The 19767-nt window shown below is 41.7% G+C and carries 16 protein-coding genes and 1 other annotated feature; of the genes, 2 read left to right on the top strand and 14 right to left on the bottom strand.

What is annotated here, in order from left to right; all coding sequences use genetic code 11:
- Positions 1-19 precede the first annotated feature (19 nt).
- A complete protein-coding gene (locus I6G42_RS06195; protein ID WP_038805108.1) occupies positions 20-3121 on the bottom strand; it encodes a DNA polymerase III subunit alpha in 3102 nt (1033 codons plus the stop codon).
- A gap of 165 nt (positions 3122-3286) precedes the next feature.
- On the opposite strand from I6G42_RS06195, the gene I6G42_RS06190 reads away from it, so the two are divergent.
- Positions 3287-5560, top strand: a complete 2274-nt coding sequence (locus I6G42_RS06190) for a Xaa-Pro dipeptidyl-peptidase (RefSeq protein ID WP_038805107.1) — start codon at positions 3287-3289, stop codon at positions 5558-5560.
- 16 nt (positions 5561-5576) lie between these two features.
- Complete coding sequence (locus I6G42_RS06185; protein WP_001043005.1) at positions 5577-6047, top strand: arginine repressor; 471 nt, start codon at positions 5577-5579, stop codon at positions 6045-6047.
- Positions 6048-6102: 55 nt separating this feature from the next.
- Here I6G42_RS06185 and I6G42_RS06180 read toward each other — a convergent pair whose 3' ends face one another.
- The 13 genes from I6G42_RS06180 to ppc all read right to left on the bottom strand — a co-directional run bounded on the left by I6G42_RS06180 (position 6103) and on the right by ppc (position 19763).
- On the bottom strand, positions 6103-6276 hold the full coding sequence (locus tag I6G42_RS06180; RefSeq protein ID WP_038805106.1) for a hypothetical protein: 174 nt from the start codon (positions 6274-6276) through the stop codon (positions 6103-6105).
- Positions 6277-6285: 9 nt separating this feature from the next.
- Complete coding sequence (gene obgE, locus I6G42_RS06175; RefSeq protein ID WP_038805105.1) at positions 6286-7596, bottom strand: GTPase ObgE; 1311 nt, start codon at positions 7594-7596, stop codon at positions 6286-6288.
- A gap of 70 nt (positions 7597-7666) precedes the next feature.
- On the bottom strand, positions 7667-7801 hold the full coding sequence (locus tag I6G42_RS06170; RefSeq protein WP_000863854.1) for a DUF4044 domain-containing protein: 135 nt from the start codon (positions 7799-7801) through the stop codon (positions 7667-7669).
- A 43-nt stretch (positions 7802-7844) separates the two neighbouring features.
- A complete protein-coding gene (locus I6G42_RS06165) occupies positions 7845-8036 on the bottom strand; it encodes a PspC domain-containing protein (RefSeq protein ID WP_068981917.1) in 192 nt (63 codons plus the stop codon).
- A 22-nt stretch (positions 8037-8058) separates the two neighbouring features.
- Complete coding sequence (locus I6G42_RS06160) at positions 8059-9375, bottom strand: glycosyltransferase family 4 protein (RefSeq protein ID WP_038805103.1); 1317 nt, start codon at positions 9373-9375, stop codon at positions 8059-8061.
- 8 nt (positions 9376-9383) lie between these two features.
- The gene (locus tag I6G42_RS06155) at positions 9384-10427 is read right to left on the bottom strand and encodes a glycosyltransferase family 4 protein (RefSeq protein ID WP_008276348.1); all 1044 of its coding nucleotides are present in this window, start codon (positions 10425-10427) and stop codon (positions 9384-9386) included.
- A 113-nt stretch (positions 10428-10540) separates the two neighbouring features.
- Entirely contained in the window at positions 10541-10870 is a 330-nt protein-coding gene (locus tag I6G42_RS06150; RefSeq protein WP_000331930.1) for a metal-sulfur cluster assembly factor, read from the bottom strand.
- A 14-nt stretch (positions 10871-10884) separates the two neighbouring features.
- On the bottom strand, positions 10885-11994 hold the full coding sequence (rpoD, locus tag I6G42_RS06145) for an RNA polymerase sigma factor RpoD (RefSeq protein ID WP_000201892.1): 1110 nt from the start codon (positions 11992-11994) through the stop codon (positions 10885-10887).
- Positions 11995-11996: 2 nt separating this feature from the next.
- Positions 11997-13757 carry a DNA primase gene (gene dnaG, locus I6G42_RS06140; protein WP_038805102.1) on the bottom strand — a complete coding sequence of 587 codons (1761 nt, stop codon included), beginning with the start codon at positions 13755-13757 and terminating at the stop codon, positions 11997-11999.
- Between the two features lie 196 nt (positions 13758-13953).
- Positions 13954-14712, bottom strand: coding sequence for an ABC transporter ATP-binding protein (locus tag I6G42_RS06135; RefSeq protein WP_000125419.1), 759 nt, complete (start codon positions 14710-14712; stop codon positions 13954-13956).
- Positions 14709-15575, bottom strand: a complete 867-nt coding sequence (locus I6G42_RS06130; RefSeq protein WP_038805101.1) for an ABC transporter permease — start codon at positions 15573-15575, stop codon at positions 14709-14711. The genes I6G42_RS06135 and I6G42_RS06130 overlap by 4 nt, the downstream gene beginning before the upstream one ends.
- 65 nt (positions 15576-15640) lie before the next feature.
- Positions 15641-16636 (bottom strand): tryptophan ABC transporter substrate-binding protein, encoded by a 996-nt coding sequence (trpX, locus tag I6G42_RS06125; RefSeq protein WP_000792183.1) that lies wholly within the window; start codon positions 16634-16636, stop codon positions 15641-15643.
- Positions 16637-16754: 118 nt separating this feature from the next.
- Positions 16755-16970, bottom strand: a binding site (T-box leader).
- Positions 16971-17066: 96 nt separating this feature from the next.
- Entirely contained in the window at positions 17067-19763 is a 2697-nt protein-coding gene (ppc, locus tag I6G42_RS06120) for a phosphoenolpyruvate carboxylase (protein ID WP_038805100.1), read from the bottom strand.
- Between the last annotated feature and the right edge of the window lie 4 nt (positions 19764-19767).

Below are 19767 nucleotides of genomic sequence, written 5' to 3'. Positions count from 1 at the left end.
TCTTCTATTTTTCGTATTTTTAGCGATAAATCGTTTTCATAGCAATTCCCTCTAATTTTTCCTGTAAAGCAGGGTCTTTTTTTACAAAATGACGGGAGGAAACAATTGTTTTTTCTTCCTCTACATACCTGATAATAACAGGAATAGGGCCTTTGTATTGTTCTAGGATATTTGAAATCTCTTTATCGTATTCATGATTTCTAACTTGAATCCAGAATCGTTCAGCGACTGCTTCTCTCAAATCTTGTGCAATCATTTGCAGACGGCCTTCGCGGGATTGAACCTTGCCGTTGATATAGTAGAATTTTCCTTCAGATAAGATGGAGGCGAATTTTCGATACTGGTCAGAAAATACAGTTACATCCATCCGAGACTTACTGTCATGAACCTGTAGAAAGGCCATACTCTCACCTTTCTTAGTTCGAATGACTTTTATTTTTTGCACTTCAACTAGGAGAGTAGCTTGAGCTCCCTCAGTAAGATTAGCGATTGGTGTTGTCGGATATAGGGCTTGTTTAGCAAGAGTTTGGAGAGGATGGGCACTAATACCTACCCCAATCAGTTCCTGCTCCTTGTAAAATTTCTCTGCTTCTGTAAAATCATCAGCCTCAGTCCAACTATAGTTTGCATCTGCAAAGAGTCCTCCTAACTCCTCAACAAAAACAAATAAGTTTGGTAGGTTTACTAAGATTTTCTGGCGGTTCCTGTCAAATTCATCAAAAAGCCCTAGTTCAACCAAAGGAGTCAAAAGCGACAGTTTCTTGTAATTCTTGGGGAGACGTGTGACGAAATCTTCCACACTTGAAAAAGGACGATTTTCGATAATCCAGTAAGAAAAATCTCTTGGCATGCCCTTAATGGCTTTCAGACCAAGATAGATTTTCTTCTGAACAATCTTATCATGATAGGGAATACTGTTGATTGCTAAAGGAGCCACTTCAAAGCCCATCTGCAATGCATCCACAATGTAATCACTGCTGGAATAATTCAACATGACTTGAAAGAAAATAGCAGGATAGTGCGTCTTGAAATAAGCTAGCTGGAAAGCCAGTGCTGAGTAGGCGTAGGCGTGGGATCTGTTAAATCCATAGCCCGCAAACTTTTCCATCACTGCAAAAACTTGGTTGGCCTTTTCTTCTGTATGCCCCAATTTCATAGCTCCTGTGATAAAATCTTCCTTCATGAAATGCATCTCTTTAGCATTTTTCTTACCCATGGCTCGTCTGAGAATATCGGCTTTACCAAGACTGAAACCTCCAAAACGCTGAGCAACCTGCATGACTTGCTCTTGATAGAGCATAATTCCGTAGGTTGATGACAGAATGTCCTCCAAGGCAGGATCTAGTACCGTCACCTTTTCTTTGCCATGCTTACGGGCCACAAAATTATCGATATAATCGCTTGCCCCTGGTCTGTTGAGTGAGGTCGTTGCTACCACTTCTTCGAAAACTTGCGGCTGAACTCGTTTCAAGAGTCGAATAGCACCAGGTTGTTCAAATTGGAAAATCCCCTTGGTATTTCCAGCAGCAAAGAGGGCCAGAGTGTCCTTGTCTTCCAAATCAATCTCTTCGATTTTCAGATGAATACCTTCTGATTCAGCAAGCAATTCCTGCATTTTTTGTACAAAAGTCAGGTTACGTAAACCCAGGAAATCCATTTTTAGAAGACCATTAGCTTCAACTCCATGAGCATCATACTGGGTGATGAGCATATCCTCACCATATTTGAGGGGAATATAGTCCGTCAGGTCTTGGTCACTCATAACGACACCAGCCGCATGGATAGAGGTCTGACGAGGATAACCTTCAATCTTTCGAGCAATCTCAAAAGCTTTTTGGTATTCAATCTTACTATTGATAACTTGCCTAAATTGCAAATTCTTTTCATAGGCCGTGGTTAAGGTATCTCGAAAACTGATCTTTTTCGTAATATTTGTTAATTCGTACTCTGGAACACCATAACGTTTGAAAACATCACGAATTGCCTGTTTTGCTCCAAAGGTCGAATAAGTGACAATCTGCGCCACGTGTTGACTGCCATAGCGATCACGAACATAACGAATGAACTCTGGTCTATATAGGTCAGGGATGTCGATATCGATATCGGGCATGGTATAGCGCTCACGATTTAAAAAACGCTCGAAAATCAAGTTCTTTTCAACCGGGTCAATTCCTGTAATATCCAGTGAGTAAGCTACTAGACTACCAACCGCAGAACCACGCCCCATTCCCATATAGTAGCCTTGGGAACGTCCAAAACGCAACAAATCCCAAACAACTAGAAAATAGTCATCAAAGCCCATATCATGAATCACAGCCAACTCTTCATTCAGTCGCTCACGATAGATAGCTGAGGTTAGCCCCTTGTCACTCAACCCTTGCTCAGCCCTCTCACGAAGTTCTTCGACCGCTGGTCTTTCAGGATTAAAGCGAGGAAGTTTTAAACTTGGATCAAGTTGATAATCAACATTCTCTATCAAACCTTGAAGATTGGCAAGTGCCTGAGGGAAATGATTTTTAAATCGAGCTTCTAAGTCTGAGGCTGGTAGAAAGATTCCTTGTTGTGAGTGCAGATCCACTTCTCTCAGACTGACATTGTCCTTGATTGCCGACAAGATTTGCAAAACTTGAATATCTTCTTTTTCAAAAGAGTTGACCTGATACAGTGGAAGAATGGGTCTGGTAAAGACTTCTTGAGGAGTATCAGGACTAATACCGATAAAATAATCATGTCCCAAATCTAGCTGTTCGATTCCCTCAAAATAAGGAACAATAACGGCAACATCCTCAAGGTGGCTAGTAAAGTCAGACCAATTCTTTCGACCAGTCATTTTTAGAGTGGATAACTTCATCAACTCTTGGTAACCTTTAGTGGATAGGGCTAGAAAACGAAGAGAGATATTCTCCTCATTTTTGACCAAAGTCATTTCCAGACCGACTAAAGGTTGAATACCATACTTACGAGTCACTTCTAAAAAGTGATAGGCTCCATAGAGATTATCCACATCCATAATAGCAAGGTGAGAATAGCCGTATTCTTTAGCCATTTGTACGTATTTTTCAATCGAAACCACACTTTCCATAAAACTATAAACAGTCTTGGTGTCGAGCTGTGCAATCATTTCCTCTCCTCCTTGCTTTAGATATAGTACTATTATACCATTTTAAAAACTAGAATGAAAAGGTAGAGACCATTCCTTTTAAAGTAACTTCATCACAGGTCAACAATATCTTTTTTACCTTATTTTTGATATACTAAATTTAGAATATTTCTAAAGGAGAGCGCCATGCGTTTTAATCAATTCAGCTACTTGCCTGTTTCTCATTCGCAAGTTTTACGCGAATTATCTCAGCTTGGTTTGAAGCTGGTACCAGAACAAACATCAAAAAAACAACTTGAACAATTTGTCCGCTGGAGTTTTTTCACTTATAAAAATACCGACTATCCTTTGTCTGTCTTAGCAGCTGACAAGGATACTGATCTCCTTACCTTCTTTCAGTCAGATTGTGACCTGACTCCTGAGATTTTTTATACCGTGGCTTTTCAACTTCTGGGATTTAGTTATCTGGTTGACTTTGAGGATGCCGAACAGTTCCGTAAAGAAACTGGTTTTTCTATTGTTTATGGGGATCTCATCGAAAATCTTTATCAATTGCTCAATACGCGAACTAAAAAAGGAAATACGCTCATCGACCAGCTTGTTAGTGATGGACTCATTTCAGAAGATAATCACTACCACTACTTTAACGGTAAGAGCTTGGCAACCTTCTCTACTCATGATGTCATTCGTGAAGTCGTGTATGTCGAGAGTCGTGTGGATACTGATAAAGACGGTCTCCCTGATTTAGTCAAGGTCAGCATTATTCGCCCGCGTTATGATGAACAAGTCCCTGCTCTTATGACTGCCAGCCCTTATCACCAAGGGACCAACGATAAAGCCAGTGACAAAGCTCTCTACAAAATGGAAGGAGAACTTGAGGTCAAACCTGCCCACATTATTGAACTTGAGAAGCCTGAGATTGATTTTGTCGAGCCTCTTGGTCAAACCAAACTCGTTTCTGAGGCTGAAGAAAAGCTAACTCACATCAATAGTTCGTACACTCTCAACGACTACTTCCTTCCAAGAGGATTTGCCAATCTCTATGTATCGGGTGTTGGTACCAAGGATTCCCAAGGTCTCATGACCAATGGGGACTACCAGCAGATTGAAGCATATAAAAATGTCATTGACTGGCTTAATGGCCGTTGCCGTGCTTTCACGGACCACACGCGCAAGCGCCAAATCAAGGCTGACTGGTCAAACGGCAAAGTCGCAACAACAGGAATTTCTTATCTAGGCACCATGTCCAATGGTCTTGCCACCACTGGTGTTGATGGCTTGGAAGTGATCATCGCTGAAGCAGGAATTTCCTCTTGGTACAACTACTACCGTGAAAATGGTCTGGTGACTAGCCCTGGTGGTTATCCAGGTGAGGATTTTGACTCACTTGCTGAGCTTACCTACTCCCGCAATCTCTTAGCTGGCGACTATATTCGTACTAATGAAGCTCACCAAGCAGACTTAGAGAAGGTAAAAGAGCAACTGGATCGCAAGACTGGTGACTACAATCAGTTTTGGCATGACCGCAACTATCTGCTCAATGCTCACAAGGTTCAAGCTGAGGTCGTCTTTACGCATGGTTCCCAGGATTGGAACGTCAAACCACTTCATGTTTACCAGATGTTTCATGCCCTTCCTAGCCATATCAATAAGCACCTCTTTTTCCATCATGGTGCCCATGTCTATATGAACAACTGGCAGTCGATCGACTTCCGCGAGTCCATGAATGCCTTGTTAAGCAAGAAATTGTTAGGACTTGACTCAAGCTATCAACTTCCTACTGTCATCTGGCAAGATAATACTGAGCCTCAAACATGGCATAGTCTCGATGACTTTGGCAAGCAAGATGAACTGCATACCTTCTCTCTTGGAACTGAAGAAAAGGTGATTCAAAACCAGTATGATCAAAAAGATTTTGATCGTTATGGTAAGACTTACCAGACTTTCAATACAGAACTTTACCAAGGAAAAGCCAATCAAATCACCATTGACCTTCCAGTAACTCAAGACATTCACTTAAATGGTCGAGTGGAGCTAAAACTTCGTGTCAAATCAAGTACAAACAAGGGCTTATTATCTGCTCAACTGCTGGAACTTGGACAAAAGAAATATCTACAGCCTTATCCAGCTGTTTTAAGTGCTAGAACCATTGACAACGGTCGCTACCACATGTTAGAAAATCTCTGCGAACTGCCATTTACTCCAAGCGCCCAACGTGTCATCACCAAAGGCTACCTTAATTTACAAAATAGAAATAACTTACTGTTAGTGGAGGATATTACTACAGATGAATGGATGGATGTGCAATTAGAGCTGCAACCAACTATTTACATGCTGAAAAAAGGTGACACACTTCGCCTTGTTCTCTATGCAACCGACTTTGAAATTACAATTCGAGATAATACAGACTACCACTTAACTATTGATTTAACACAGTCTTCTATCACCATCCCCTCATAAAAGGAGCCAGCCTCATATGAATAAATCTGAACATAGACACCAACTCATCCGTGCACTTGTAGCTAAAAATAAGATTCATACACAGGCAGAGTTGCAAGCTTTACTAGCTGAAAACGACATCCAAGTCACACAGGCCACTCTCTCACGCGATATCAAAACCATGAATCTATCAAAGGTTCGCGAAGCAGATCATTCTTACTATGTCTTAAATACTGGTTCCATCTCCAAGTGGGAAAAACGCTTGGAAAACTATATGGAAGATGGCTTGGTCATGCTACGCCCTGTCCAGCATCAGGTTGTCCTCAAAACCTTGCCAGGCCTTGCCCAATCGTTTGGAGCTGTTCTCGATGCACTTGATTTCAAACAAATCATTGCCACCGTATGTGGTGATGATGTCTGCCTTCTTATCTGTGAAAACGCTGAAGAAGCACAGACTTGCTTTGAAATTCTTAAAAAATTTGCGCCACCATTTTTCTTCAATGACTAAAAAATTCCCCGTGATGAATACAATCACGGGGTTTTGTTTTATCAATGTTGATAGGCTATTTTTCTTCTCTATCAGCCTTCTCATTGCCTTTTTTTTCTCGTGCCAATCGAAGAGCACGTTTGGGATTGAGACGATTAAACAATTCTTCTAGTTTCTTTTCATTCCATACATCTGCTGCAGAAACAAAATTTCCATCTGCATCTCGGAATGATATCGGTTTATCTCCCATATCGATCTCCTAGTCTACAAATTCAAACTCAAATTTACCAATTCGGACTAAATCACCATCCTTGGCTCCACGCGCACGAAGGGCTTCGTCAACCCCCATACCACGTAACTGGCGAGCAAACTTCATGACAGACTCATCACGGTCAAAGTTGGTCATGTTAAAGAGTTTCATGAGTTTCTCACCAGAAAGCACCCATGTCGCATCATCGTCACGGCTAATTTCAAAGGCTTTTTCTTCCTCATCAAAGCCATAGTAAGCTTCTTCTTCCATATCAGACTCATCATAGAGCAAGAACTCAGGAGTCTTATCCAACAATTCAGCTGTCGCATCCAAAAGGGGCACCAACCCTTGCTTAGTCAAACCAGAAATAGGGAAGATTGCTGGAAGTTCTTCAAACTCGTCGTAGTTTGCTGCCAATTTTTCCTTGAAGGCTTTAAGATTTTCCTGACTTTCAGGCATATCCATCTTGTTGGCTACGATGATCTGAGGACGCTCCATAAGACGAAGGTTGTAGGATTCCAACTCTTTATTGATAGCTAGGTAGTCCTCGTAAGGATCACGTCCTTCGCTAGCTGACATATCGATGACGTGGAGGATAACTCGAGTGCGTTCGATATGACGGAGAAACTGGGTTCCAAGACCAACACCTTGACTGGCCCCTTCAATCAAACCTGGAAGGTCTGCTACTGCAAAAGATTCACCTGACTGCGTACGAACCATACCCAAATTAGGGACAATCGTCGTAAAGTGGTAAGCACCGATTTTTGGTTTAGCTGAAGTAATGACACTAAGCAAAGTGGACTTTCCAACAGATGGGAAACCGACCAAGCCAACATCCGCTAGAATCTTCAATTCCAGTTGCAACTCACGTTCTTGACCTGGTTCTCCATTCTCAGAGATTTCAGGTGCAGGATTTTTTGGTGTCGCAAAACGGATGTTTCCTCGACCACCTCGACCGCCATGAGCCACGATAAATTCTTGACCATGTTCAATCAAGTCTGTAATCACTTTTCCTGTCTCAGCGTCACGTACAGTTGTTCCTTGTGGTACACGAACACGAAGGTCTTCTGCACCACGTCCATGCATTCCTTTGGTCATCCCTTTTTCACCGGATTCGGCCTTAAAATGACGGTTATAGCGGAAATCCATCAAGGTACGCAAGCCTTCGTCTACAACGAAAACAACGTTACCACCACGTCCGCCATCGCCACCCCAAGGACCGCCATTCGGGACATATTTTTCACGGCGAAAGGCAACCATACCATCGCCACCATTACCAGCCTTGACCTTGATCTTGGCTGTATCTAAAAACATACTCATATTTTCTTCTCGCTTTAAAAAGGACTGGAAAATCCAGTCATTAGTTATTGTTTCTATCTTAGCAACTTGCTTAGAATCTGCTAAAAGCTCCAAGCGCTGTCGCAAAGATACCAGCAAGGGTTACAAACAACATAATTAGCACGACAAAAAGCGTTACTTTTTCAAACATTGTTTTTTTACGTTTTCCATTATCTCCAAAAGCCATCTGGACTCCTTTTTATTTCTCTTTGTTCTATTCTGATTCTCTTTTAATCTTCGCTAGAAACAGGTGCAATTACCCATAAAATCAAGTAAGCAAGTACCCCTGCCCCATAACAAAAGGCAAGAACGCCCCAAATCACACGGACAATAGTAGGGTCAATATCAAAATAGTGGGCTACACCTGCGCAAACGCCTCCAATTTTTTGATCTCTACCACTTCTCATAAATTTTTTTGCCATATTTTATTCTCCTATATTTTTACTAATCTCTCCAGTAATCTCGGATGCTAGACAACTGCTTTTTAGAAGCCTTTAATATTCGTTTAGACTCTTTAACCGGAGCTGAAACAGCCTGCTGAGGTAGGTACAAAATAGTTTTTAAGAATCGCTGTGTCATGGGTTCGTCGCCACGTAGTTCCTGCTCAAATTTATTTGAAATCATCGCATCGAGATAAAACTCATGAACTCGTTTCCCAAAATTCTCAGCCGAAATCTCATACAACTTATCAGCCAACTTCTGCTCATCCATATCTGGAGTGGCAATCAAGGCCTCCAAGATAGCACCCGCAAGATCATGCTCTCCATAGTAGAGGGTTCCAAACATTTTGTCACTGATCAGATTATCCAGATAAGGATTGCCATGAGCGATGACAGGCGTTCCACTGGCTAGACTCTCTAGATAAGTCAGGCCTTGGGTTTCACTAGTGGATGCAGAGATAAAGAAATCAGCCACTTTATAGTATAAGGCTGTTTCACTCGGGGCGATCATACCAGTAAAAATCACATGATCTTGGATCTGCAATTTCACTGCTTGTTCCTTCAGACTGTCCAGATAAGGACCATCTCCAGCAACAACCAACTTCACCTTATCTTCTTCTTTCAATACCTCAACAAAGGCATCTAGGACTGCTTGGATATTCTTCTCATAGGAGATACGAGAAAGACTCAGCAATATTTTCTCGCCTTCCTGAATGCCTAACTTCGAACGAAGTTCTTTCAAGTTTTCCTCTTTGATCTCAGGTCGTTCAAACTTAGCTAGCTCAATTCCAGTTGGGATGACACGCTTTTCAACCTTGACTTTGTATTTAGATAAAAGGTCACGAACAATCTCACTAGGGCAAATCACACCATCTACATCATGAAGGAAGCCACGCACCAAATATTTTACCATACTCGGACGAATTAGCATGCCCTTAGCAATGTAATGCACATAGTCTTCATACTGGGTATGGTAGGTATGAATAACTGGAATTTTCAATTCTCTCGCAATCCAAATCCCTAACAAACCAAGAGAAAATTCTGTCTGGGTATGAATGATATCGAGTTGATACTGCTTGGCAATTTCAAGCGCCTTTGTAAAACCTCGGTAGGCAAATCGTCGATCCTTAAATGCAAAGAAAGGGACACTCGGAATGCGAATAATTTGCCAATCCTCGTATCGGTTCACGTCTTTATCAGTCGTTGTAAAGATAAAAACTGCATGCCCCTGCTTTTCAAGCTCAGTTTTCAAGGTCCGTATACTAGTCGCGACCCCGGAAACCTGAGGGAAATAGGTATCTGTAAATAAACCAATTCGCATAAATTACCTCACTTTTTGCCCAAAGCAGCCTGTTCTCGATAAAATTTTAACCAGATTTCCAACAAATGCTCCTCAGAGTACTCTTTGGAGATCTCGCGAGCTTTTTCTTTCAAGTCCTTTAAGGCTTCAGGGTCATTCTTGTATTCTAGGATTGCTTCTCTCATCTCGGAAACATCACTTGTAGCACGATAATTCCCATCAAGAATAACCTTATACAAATCCAAATCTCTTAACATAATAGGAGCCTCGCAACTAGCGGCCTCTAAGATAGTCATAGGGAATAATTCATTGTAACTTGGTAGCAAGAATAGATCCGCCATAGCGTAAAGCTCCCGCATCCGTTCCGGTGACACAATTCCAGGGAAAATAAGATTTTTGGGTGGATTGTCCATTATCTTCTTGTAGCGTTCATAACCATCTGTCATCCCACCAAATGAAAAACCACCTGCCCAGATAAAGGTAATTTCTGGCAATTCCTCAGCAAGACGGATAAAGTCATCAATCCCTTTACGTTTCTGAACCTGACCCGCACCGATTACGACAAACTGATCTTCCGCAAGATCCATTTCCTTTCGGAGTTGTGCAACCTGTTCAGCTGGTAATGGATGCCATTTTTCTTTGTTTACAAAGTTTGGAATATAAGTTACTTTTTCACGCGGAATACCAGCAGCCACCAAATTCTCGATAAACATGGGATTGACCACCACCAAGTGTTCCATTCGGTTGTAAAAGGAAAAAACATAGCGTTTGACAATTCCTTTTAGGAAAAATGGAATCTTCAAACTCCCCTCAAGCGTATCAGGCAAAAAATGCACATAGCCAATTTTTCTCCCAGAGCGTTTCTTTTGGAAAGTAGATAAATAATAAGGGAAATCAATAGTGTGAAAATGAGTTACATCTGCCTCTACAGGAAGATTCTCCGTAACAATCAACTGGTCTTTGGCATCGCGGTGAAGGAGACTAACCAATTCTCGATAAGCTCCTGACACTCCTTGACCAGCTACTTTTTCACTTGAACTTAGCATATTAATACGCAATTTTTCGTTTTCCATACCTTTCATTATACCATTTTATTTCCAGAAAATCAGCAAAAGAAAGAAGAGACGATTGGAAAAAGGATAAAATTATCCTATTTTCCAATCGTCTCTCACATTTTTCTTAGTCTTTATTTAATTCCTAGGGCGATACGCGCGTATCGGCTCATTTTTTCAACCGTCCAAGCTGGATACCAGACCAATTTAACTTCGGTATTGGTTACCTCAGGCACATCTGTCATCGCATCATGTATCTGGTCTGTCAAAAGGTCAGCCAGTGGGCAGCCCATAGTTGTCAAGGTCATATCAATTTCAGTGTGACCTGTTTCACCATCAAAACGAATTTCATAAATCAAACCTAGGTTGACAATATCAATCCCCAACTCAGGGTCGATGACTTCTTCCAAAGCATTTAAAATGCGTGTTTTGATCGTTTCAATTTGCTCTTCTGTATAAGCCATGTTATTCCTCACTCTTAGTCTTCAATAAAATCACGAAGGGGTTTGCTGCGACTTGGTTGGCGCAATTTTCTCAAAGCCTTGGCCTCAATCTGACGGATACGCTCACGAGTCACGTTAAAGACTTTACCAACATCTTCAAGAGTACGCATTTTTCCATCATCTAGTCCGAAACGCAAGCGCAAGACGTTTTCTTCACGGTCTGTAAGAGTATCCAAGACTTCATCCAACTGCTCACGCAAGACGATACGAGTTGTGTAGTCTACTGGATTTTCAATCACTTCGTCTTCGATAAAGTCCCCAAGATGGCTATCGTCCTCTTCACCGATCGGTGTTTCAAGTGATACTGGTTCTTGAGCGATTTTTAGGATTTCACGGACCTTGTCAGGTGTCATATCCATACGCTCAGCGATTTGTTCAGGAGTTGGATCTTGTCCCAATTCTTGAAGGAGATTACGCTGTTCACGGACAAGCTTGTTAATGGTTTCTACCATGTGGACAGGGATACGAATAGTACGGGCCTGGTCAGCGATGGCACGAGTGATTGCCTGACGAATCCACCAAGTTGCATACGTAGAAAACTTAAATCCTTTTGAATAGTCAAACTTGTCAACAGCCTTCATCAAGCCCATGTTTCCTTCTTGGATCAAATCCAGAAACTGCATGCCACGCCCTACGTAGCGCTTAGCAATCGAAACCACCAAACGAAGGTTGGCTTCTGCAAGACGTTGTTTGGCTTCAATATCACCAGCCTCAACTGCTAGAGCCAATTCTTTTTCCTCTTCGTTGGTCAAGAGAGGAACGACCCCGATTTCCTTCAAATACATACGGACTGGGTCATTAACCTTGGCAGAAGTTGAGCCAATCAAGTCCTCATCACTGAGTTCTGGTTCTTCTTCTGCACTAAGCACACGCGCGCTTGGATTTCCTTCGTTGTCTGTGATAGAAATTCCAGCATCCTGAATCCGTTGCAAAAGGTCTTCAATGCCGTCTGCATCGAGGGTGAAAGGAATAACCAGACTTGAATTGATTTCATCATCTGTTGCTGTTCCTGTTTTTTTGTGGTTACGGATAAAGTCCGCTACTTGCACATCAAATGTGGTTACTTCTTTTTGTTTTGTTGCCATTATTACTCCATTCTTCTCTTTTGGGAAATCAATCGTTGCAATTCTTCCAAGGCTGTGTCTGTATCTCCTACATGACTAGCCTCCTGCACTTTCTTTTTAATCCTTAAATTGTCCTTGCTGAGGAGGGCACGGTTACGAGTTTCTTCGACTTCAGAAAGTTCTTGAGGCGACATCTCAGCTGGCAAATCTAGACCAAGAACATGGTACCAGGCATTTTCAACCTCAGGAGTCTGATGAGACAGTTCCTCTGATCCGATTTCTCCCTCTACACTTAATAATTCGTAAAGAATTTGAAATTCTGGGGTATCAAAGAAAAAATCTTCTCTTAATCGGTAGTCATTTAAAACAACTGGATTCTCAGCCATCCTATAAAGGAGATGAGCCTCTGCTCTCATAACTGCTGTCAGTTGCCGCGTCACAGGCAAACTAATCACTACTGGCGTAGGATGCTCCTTGACTCTCTCCTGCCTTTGAACAATCCGACTTTCATTTACAATCTGTTCTACTTGCTGATAATCAAAGGAAGGTAGGTTATCCGCCAGAATGTGGATATAAGAATTCTGGGCAGTGATAGACTTTTCTTTGGCGATTAAGGGCGCAATCTTTTCAATGAATTCGATTTGCGCTTGCAAGTTATCACTATTCTCAGGTTTGAGTTGGTGAATATAGAACTCTATGGGACTAATCCGAGTCTTGGTTAAAAGGTAAGCCAGGTCTTCAGCAGAATTCTTTTGCAAATACTCATCTGGGTCCATGGCATCAGGTACTCGAACAACCTCAACTGAGAAGTCTTTTAACTCCTCTAGAGCCTTGGCTGTTGCTGCCTGCCCTGCCTTGTCGCCATCATAGCTGAGAACAATTTTTTTGGTAAAGCGTTTGAGGTGGTCAACATGCTCCTTGCTTAAGGCTGTTCCCATGGAAGCTACAGCATTTTCTATACCAGCACGGTAGGCTGCGATCACATCCATGAAGCCTTCCATCAGATAGAGCTCTGTAATCTTACCTGTTCCCTTTTTTGCCTTGTCCAAATGGTACAATTCGTAACTCTTGTTAAAAATTGCAGTCGAGCGACTATTTTTATATTTGGCAGTCTGACTGTCAGTTTCTTGCCAGATACGACCTGAAAATGCAATGACCTGTCCCTTGTCATTGGTCAAAGGAAAGATGATCCGTCCAAAAAAAGTATCATAAAACTGATTGCCATCTGACAGGTAAAACAGGCCAGAATCCAATAAATCCTTTTCCTCAAACTTGTCAGCCAAACGTTGATAGAGATAGGTTCTCTCTGCTGGAGCTAGTCCAATCTGGAAGTGCTTCAGAACATCGTCTGTCAATCCGCGTTTGTAGAGATAAGCCCTTGCTTCTTCTCCCATCTTTGTCGTCATGAGGATGGCATGGTAAAAGCGTGCAGCTTCTTCATGCATATCATATAGAGCTTGATGGGGGGAAGCTTGTTGAGGACGAGACTGGACAGGCATAGCCAGTTGAATACCGACGCGCTCTCCTAAGAGCTGAACGGCTTCCATAAAGGACACGCCTTGGTATTCTTCGATAAACTTAAAGACATCTCCTGAACGCCCACATCCAAAACAGTGATAAAACTGCTTGTCTTCCACAACGTTGAAAGAGGGGGTCTTTTCACCATGAAAAGGACAGAGCCCTAAATAGTTCCGTCCAGCCTTCTGTAAAGAAATCACATCACCTATGACTTCCACAATGTTGGCATTGTTTTTGATTTCTTCAATGACTTGCTTGTCAACCATACACAATACCTCCATCTTATCATAGTTTCACGTAAACTAGTATAGCTTATTTCTGAAAAAAAGTAAACCATTTCATACGCTTTCCGTAATTCTCTTTGCCTTATTTTTCCAGATAGAAAGAGGAGATAAAAAACTCAGAAACACTTTCATGTTTCTAAGTTAATTTTCACTATTTTTTGATGATTATTTAACTCACCTATTCAAATAATTGATAGTAGTCTGAGATTTTCATCTTAGCTTTTTCTTCTTTATTGAGGTCTTGGATAATACGACCTTCCTTCATGACTATCAGACGATTTCCATACTTCAGTGCATCCTCCATATGGTGGGTAATCATCAAGGCTGTTAGATGATCCTTGCTGACAAAGTCATCTGTTAACTCCATCAAGGCAACACTTGTTTTTGGGTCAAGAGCTGCTGTGTGTTCATCCAACAAGAGCAACTCTGGTCGCTTCAAGGTTGCCATCAAGAGACTCAAGGCCTGGCGTTGACCACCTGATAGAAACTCAATCGGAGTATCTAGATGTTTCTCAAGCCCATTTCCCACTTTTTCAATGGTAGCCTGAAACTCTTCCCGATGACTTGATAGCCTTCTAGGCAGGAGTCCTCTCTTCTCACCACGAAACTTGGCAATTAAGAGATTTTCCGCCACCGTCATACGGGGAGCCGTACCCATCTTAGGATCCTGAAAAACACGAGACAAGTACTTAGCCCGCTTTTCAGGTGAAAAATGCGTCACATCCTCGCCCATGATACGGATACTTCCACTTGTTAAGGGCAAGGTACCTGCAATAGTGTTAAAAAGCGTTGACTTCCCTGCTCCATTTCCACCTAGGATAGTAATGAAATCATGTTCAAAAATTTCAAGAGAAACATCATTCAGAATGATTTTTTCCTCGTCAAAGCCATTCGTGATGACTTTGGTGGCATTTTTTAATTCTACAATTGCTGTCATCTGCTAAACTTGACTCCTTTCAGGTATTTGCTTTTGAAGGTTGGAATCATGAGGCAAACTGCCAAAATCAAGGCGCTGTACAAACGAAGATAACTTGTATTAAACCCAAGAGCAATCACTCCCCAAACGAGGAACTGATAAGCAATAGACCCTACAACGATGGTCATGAGTCGCTCTGCCAAAGTCAAACTCTTGAACAAAACCTCACCAATAATCAAGCTAGCAAGCCCTACGACAATCACGCCAATTCCTCGAGAAACATCCGCGTATCCTTCTTGTTGAGCAATTAAGGCTCCTGCAAGCGCGATAATCCCATTTGAGAGAACCAAACCCATAAGTTCCATACGACCCGTATTGATACCAAAGCTACGAGCCATATCGGGATTGTCACCTGTAGCGATGTAGGCCTGACCTAGTTTGGTATCAAGGAAAAAGAGCATAAGGCCAATAACAAGAGCTACAAAGATTAATCCAGTCAGGAGTTGGTTAAGATCTGAATCGAAAGGCAAGACATCCTGTATTTGTTTAGTTCCAAGAAGCCCCAGATTGGCACGCCCCATAATCATGAGCATGATGGAATGGCAGGAAGTCATGACCAGAATCCCTGATAAGAGGGTTGGGATTTTTCCTTTGGTATATAAGAGTCCCGTCGCCATTCCAGCTAGACAGCCCGCTCCTACTGCAGCTAAGGTCGCTAAGAATGGATTGACTCCCTGTGTTATCAAGGTTACAGCTACTGCTCCCCCTAGAGGAAAAGAACCTTCAGTAGTCATATCTGGAAAATTCAAAATTCGAAAAGTCATAAAGATTCCCAAACCTAGAATCGCCCAGACCATCCCCTGAGAAATAATGGATACTATCATAATCTTTCACTCATTTCTTTCTTTAGTAAAAATGGGAGGAGATGTGCCCAGCTCCTCCTTTATCTTTATTCAATCACTTGTCCTGCTTCTTTTAGAACGGACTCAGGAATGGTGATACCAAGTTCCTGCGCTAGTTTTTTATTAATCACTGACTTACCAGTTGAAAAGACATTAACTGGCGTATCAGCTGGTTTTTCACCTTTCAAAACTTTGGCAATCATCTTACCAGTAGCCACTCCAAGATCGTGTTGGTCAACTACTACAGATGCTAATCCACCTGCTTCTACCATGGCAGTGGCACTTGGGTAGATTGGCTTTTTAGCTGTTTGGTTGCTTGAAACAACTGTTGAGAATGCGGATGCAATGGTGTTGTCAATTGGAACCCAGATTGCATCGACCTTGCTTGTCATGACATTGACTGTTGAAGCAATTTCATTTGTTGATGGAACTGCAAAGGTCTCGACTGTTAAACCAGCTTTTTCAGCATAAGCCTTGAATTCTTCTACCTGTGTTTTTGAGTTATCTTCGCTACTTGAGTAAAGAGCTCCGATTGTTTTGACATTTGGTGTGAGAGTTTTTATCAACTCTACTTGTTGTTCAGCAGGGTTGTGGTCTGATACCCCTGTGATGTTGCCACCTGGTTTTTTCAAATCTTTGACCAAGTTAGCACCGATTGGGTCTGTAATAGCAGCCATGATAACTGGTAGGTCTTTTGTAGCACTTGCGAGTCCTTGAGCCGCTGGAGTCGCAATCCCAACAACGACGTCATTTCCATTTGCCACCAATTGTTTACTCATGGTTGCAACCTTGCTCTGATCACCTTCAGAGTTCATAAAGTCGATTTTTACTTGATCGTCCTTATAGCCTTCTTCAGCTAGTCCATCTTGAATCCCTTGGTAAATCAAGTCCAAGGATGGGTGACTAACAAATTGAAGGACACCAACCTTAGCAACCTTTTGCTCTTCCTTAGCTGCTGGCTTGTTCATTGATGAATAAATCAAGCTAGCCACTACCAATACTGCTAATCCAGCGACAATTCCAATCAAACGTTTATTTTTCATTTTTCTTTCTCCTTAATTCTTTTACCTTAACTTTTTAAATCACATCATCAAGCGACGCCATCGTTTAAATTTCATAGTCTTTCCTCCCCATAGAAAAAGTCCTCACACAAAAAACTTGTGTGAGGACGTCGATGCGCGGTGCCACCTCAATTATAGGGAATATCCCTATCGCTCTTTCTCGCAATAACGAGTTGCACTGTAAGGTGTGCTCACCGAATTTTTATGATTTCAAATTCTTAAGTACATTCAGCCCAATTTCATCAATTTCATCTATCTGCTTTCACCAACCACAGACTCTCTAAAAAATGAGCATGATTACTTTCTGAATGTTTAAATTATATCATTTTTCAACTACTTGTCAAGCTTATTTTTAGAATTTTTTAAACAATTCAAAAACTTCCCCTTTATAAAAGAGGAAGTTTGTAGAATATCAGCCTGAATTACGCAAACCTGTTGCAATTCCGTTAATGGTTGTATGAATCAATCTTTCTTCGTCTGCCGACAATTCGCCGCGACGTTGACGTTTGATCAACTCCAACTGGATGTAGTTAAGGATATTAAAGTAAGGCATACGATAGTTTAGACTGTCTTTTAGGTAAGAGTTTTCTGCCAAGAGTTCGTCATAACCTTCGATAGCTAAAATAACGTCCTTAGTCAACTGCCATTCATCTAAAATAGTGTAGTAGATAGCCTGCACTTCTTCATCTTCACAGAGCTTGGCATATTCGAAGGCAATGTTCATGTTAGACTTAGATAAGACCATGTCCACATTAGAGAGCAGAGATTGAAAGAAAGGCCAGTTTTGGTACATGTCACGGAGGATCTCAATATTATCAGGATCTTGATCAATAAATTCTTTGAAGCTTGAACCTACGCCATACCAGCCAGGGAACATGACACGGCTTTGTGACCATGAGAAGACCCAAGGAATAGCACGCAAACCGCCGATTTCAGTGATGGTCTTACGAGCTGCTGGACGCGAACCGATATTGAAGCTTGAAATAGCCTTGATTGGACTTGATTCAAAGAAATAATCATAGAAATGTTCATTTCCAAAGACCAAATCACGGTAGATATCGTAGCTGCGGTCCACTACTTGATCCATGATAGCTTCGTAACGATTTGACGTATTAGTATCACTCTTCTTCTTTGTAATCATACGGTTAATGGCTGCAGAAACCAACATTTCAAGGTTATAATAAGCAGCGTCTTTGTTACCGTATTTGTTTCCAATCACTTCTCCCTGCTCAGTCAGACGGATGCGGTCTTTGATAGACTTGAGTGGTTGGGATGTGATAGCTTCATAAGTTGGGCCACCACCACGACCCACGGTACCACCACGACCGTGGAAGAAGGTAACTTTAACGCCAAATTCATCACCGATAGCAGTTAGTTGTTGTTGCGCCTTGTAGAGGGTCCAACATGATGACAGGTAACCACCGTCCTTGTTACTATCAGAATAGCCAAGCATGATTTCTTGGTAGTTGTCTTTTGAAGCAATCCATTTTTTAGCCAAAGGAAGAGAGAAATATCTTCTCATGGTTTCTTCTGAGTGATCCAAGTCCTCAATCGTTTCAAATAGGGGAACAATCTGAACGCGGGCTTTTTGAGCATCCACCAAGCCGACTTCCTTAAGCATAATGGCTAATTCGAGCATATCGGATACACTTGTTGCGTGAGAAATGATGGTTTGACGAATGACGTTTTCACCTAATTTATCCTTCAACTTGCGAGCGGCTTTAAAGATAGATAGTTCTTTCTCAAGTAGTTCTGACTTTTCAGCATGAGTGGCTGAGAGGATACGAGGATCTTCTTCCAACTCTTTTAAGAGGAGGGCGCATTTTTCATCTTCAGACAAATCGCTATAGTGGTCGTTGATCCCTGCGGATGCTAGCAATTCTGCCACACAGGCTTCGTGAACACTAGAATCTTGGCGCATGTCGATAGAGGCAAGATAGAAGCCAAAGATTTCAACCGCCTGCATCAACTCGACAAATTCTCCTGAAATCAGGTACTCACCTTTGTTCTCTAATAGAGAATCTCGGATGGCTAACAAGTCTTGGTAGAATTCATCTGCAGTGGCATATCTAGGTTGAAGATCCTTGTCTTCAATAAGATAAGCCTTGGTTGCCTGCATCTTAGCTTGGATGTCAAAGAGAGCACGACGATAGAGTTCTTTTTCACGATAAATCGAGTTGTCCTGAGACTTCAGCGCCATCTCACGAACCTTGTCACTGACATTCACGATGCTGGTTGAAAGTGAAAATTCACGATAAAGGTTATAAATCTTCTCATCGTAGTAGTTCATGATGACTTCGCACTGAGTCAAGGCTGATTTGTTGAGGGTTTCCGCTGTTACGAAAGGATTTCCATCACGGTCTCCTCCGATCCACATCCCCATGGTAATCGGTTTTGGATGTTGGAGCTCGATACCTTGTTCCTTAGCTAGTTTCTTATACTCAGCCGTCAAACGTGGAACAGCATTCAAGAAAGAACTCTGATAGTACTCCATCACGTTGGTGATTTCGTTGGTTACCTTCAATTTCTTCTCGCGAATCATATCCGTTTGCATGATAATTTCAATGTAACGACGGAGATCTGTGTGCCATTTTTCTTTGTTGATCAAGCCGAGTTTGACATCACGGTACTTCCGTAAGAGTGTATGGATATGATTGGTTAAGTCCAGCATACTCTTGCGTTGTACTTGAGTCGGGTGGGCAGTCAAAACTGGAACTACATTCAGCTGCTCCAAAATTGCAGCCGCATTTTCTTTTTCAGCCACCATCTTAATGGTTGTTGACAGTTTTCCTAGATAGTCTTGGTCTACATTATTTTGGTGATTGATTTCATAAGCCAAATCCACATCTTCAGAGATATTGATCAAGAGTGGAAGGATTGAGAAATAGCGAGAAATATAGATCATTTCCTCGTTTGAAAGGCTGGTCACCAATTTATTGAGTCCTTGATAGTTTTCGCTTGTAGACAAGTCCTTCAACTGCATGATTTTATCAAAAGTCTCTGGCGCAAGCATATTTTTAGTGATGTCTTCTAACAGCTCAGTCAAAATCAAGACTTCTTCTTGGACGACTGCTTTATTGCTATAGTTTTCTAATTTTTGAAGTGACATAAAC

The sequence above is a fragment of the Streptococcus oralis genome (assembly GCF_016028255.1).
In the GTDB taxonomy this organism is placed as follows: domain Bacteria; phylum Bacillota; class Bacilli; order Lactobacillales; family Streptococcaceae; genus Streptococcus; species Streptococcus oralis_AC.
Note: the sequence above shows the minus strand (reverse complement) of the source record. Positions and strands in the feature narration are given on the sequence as shown.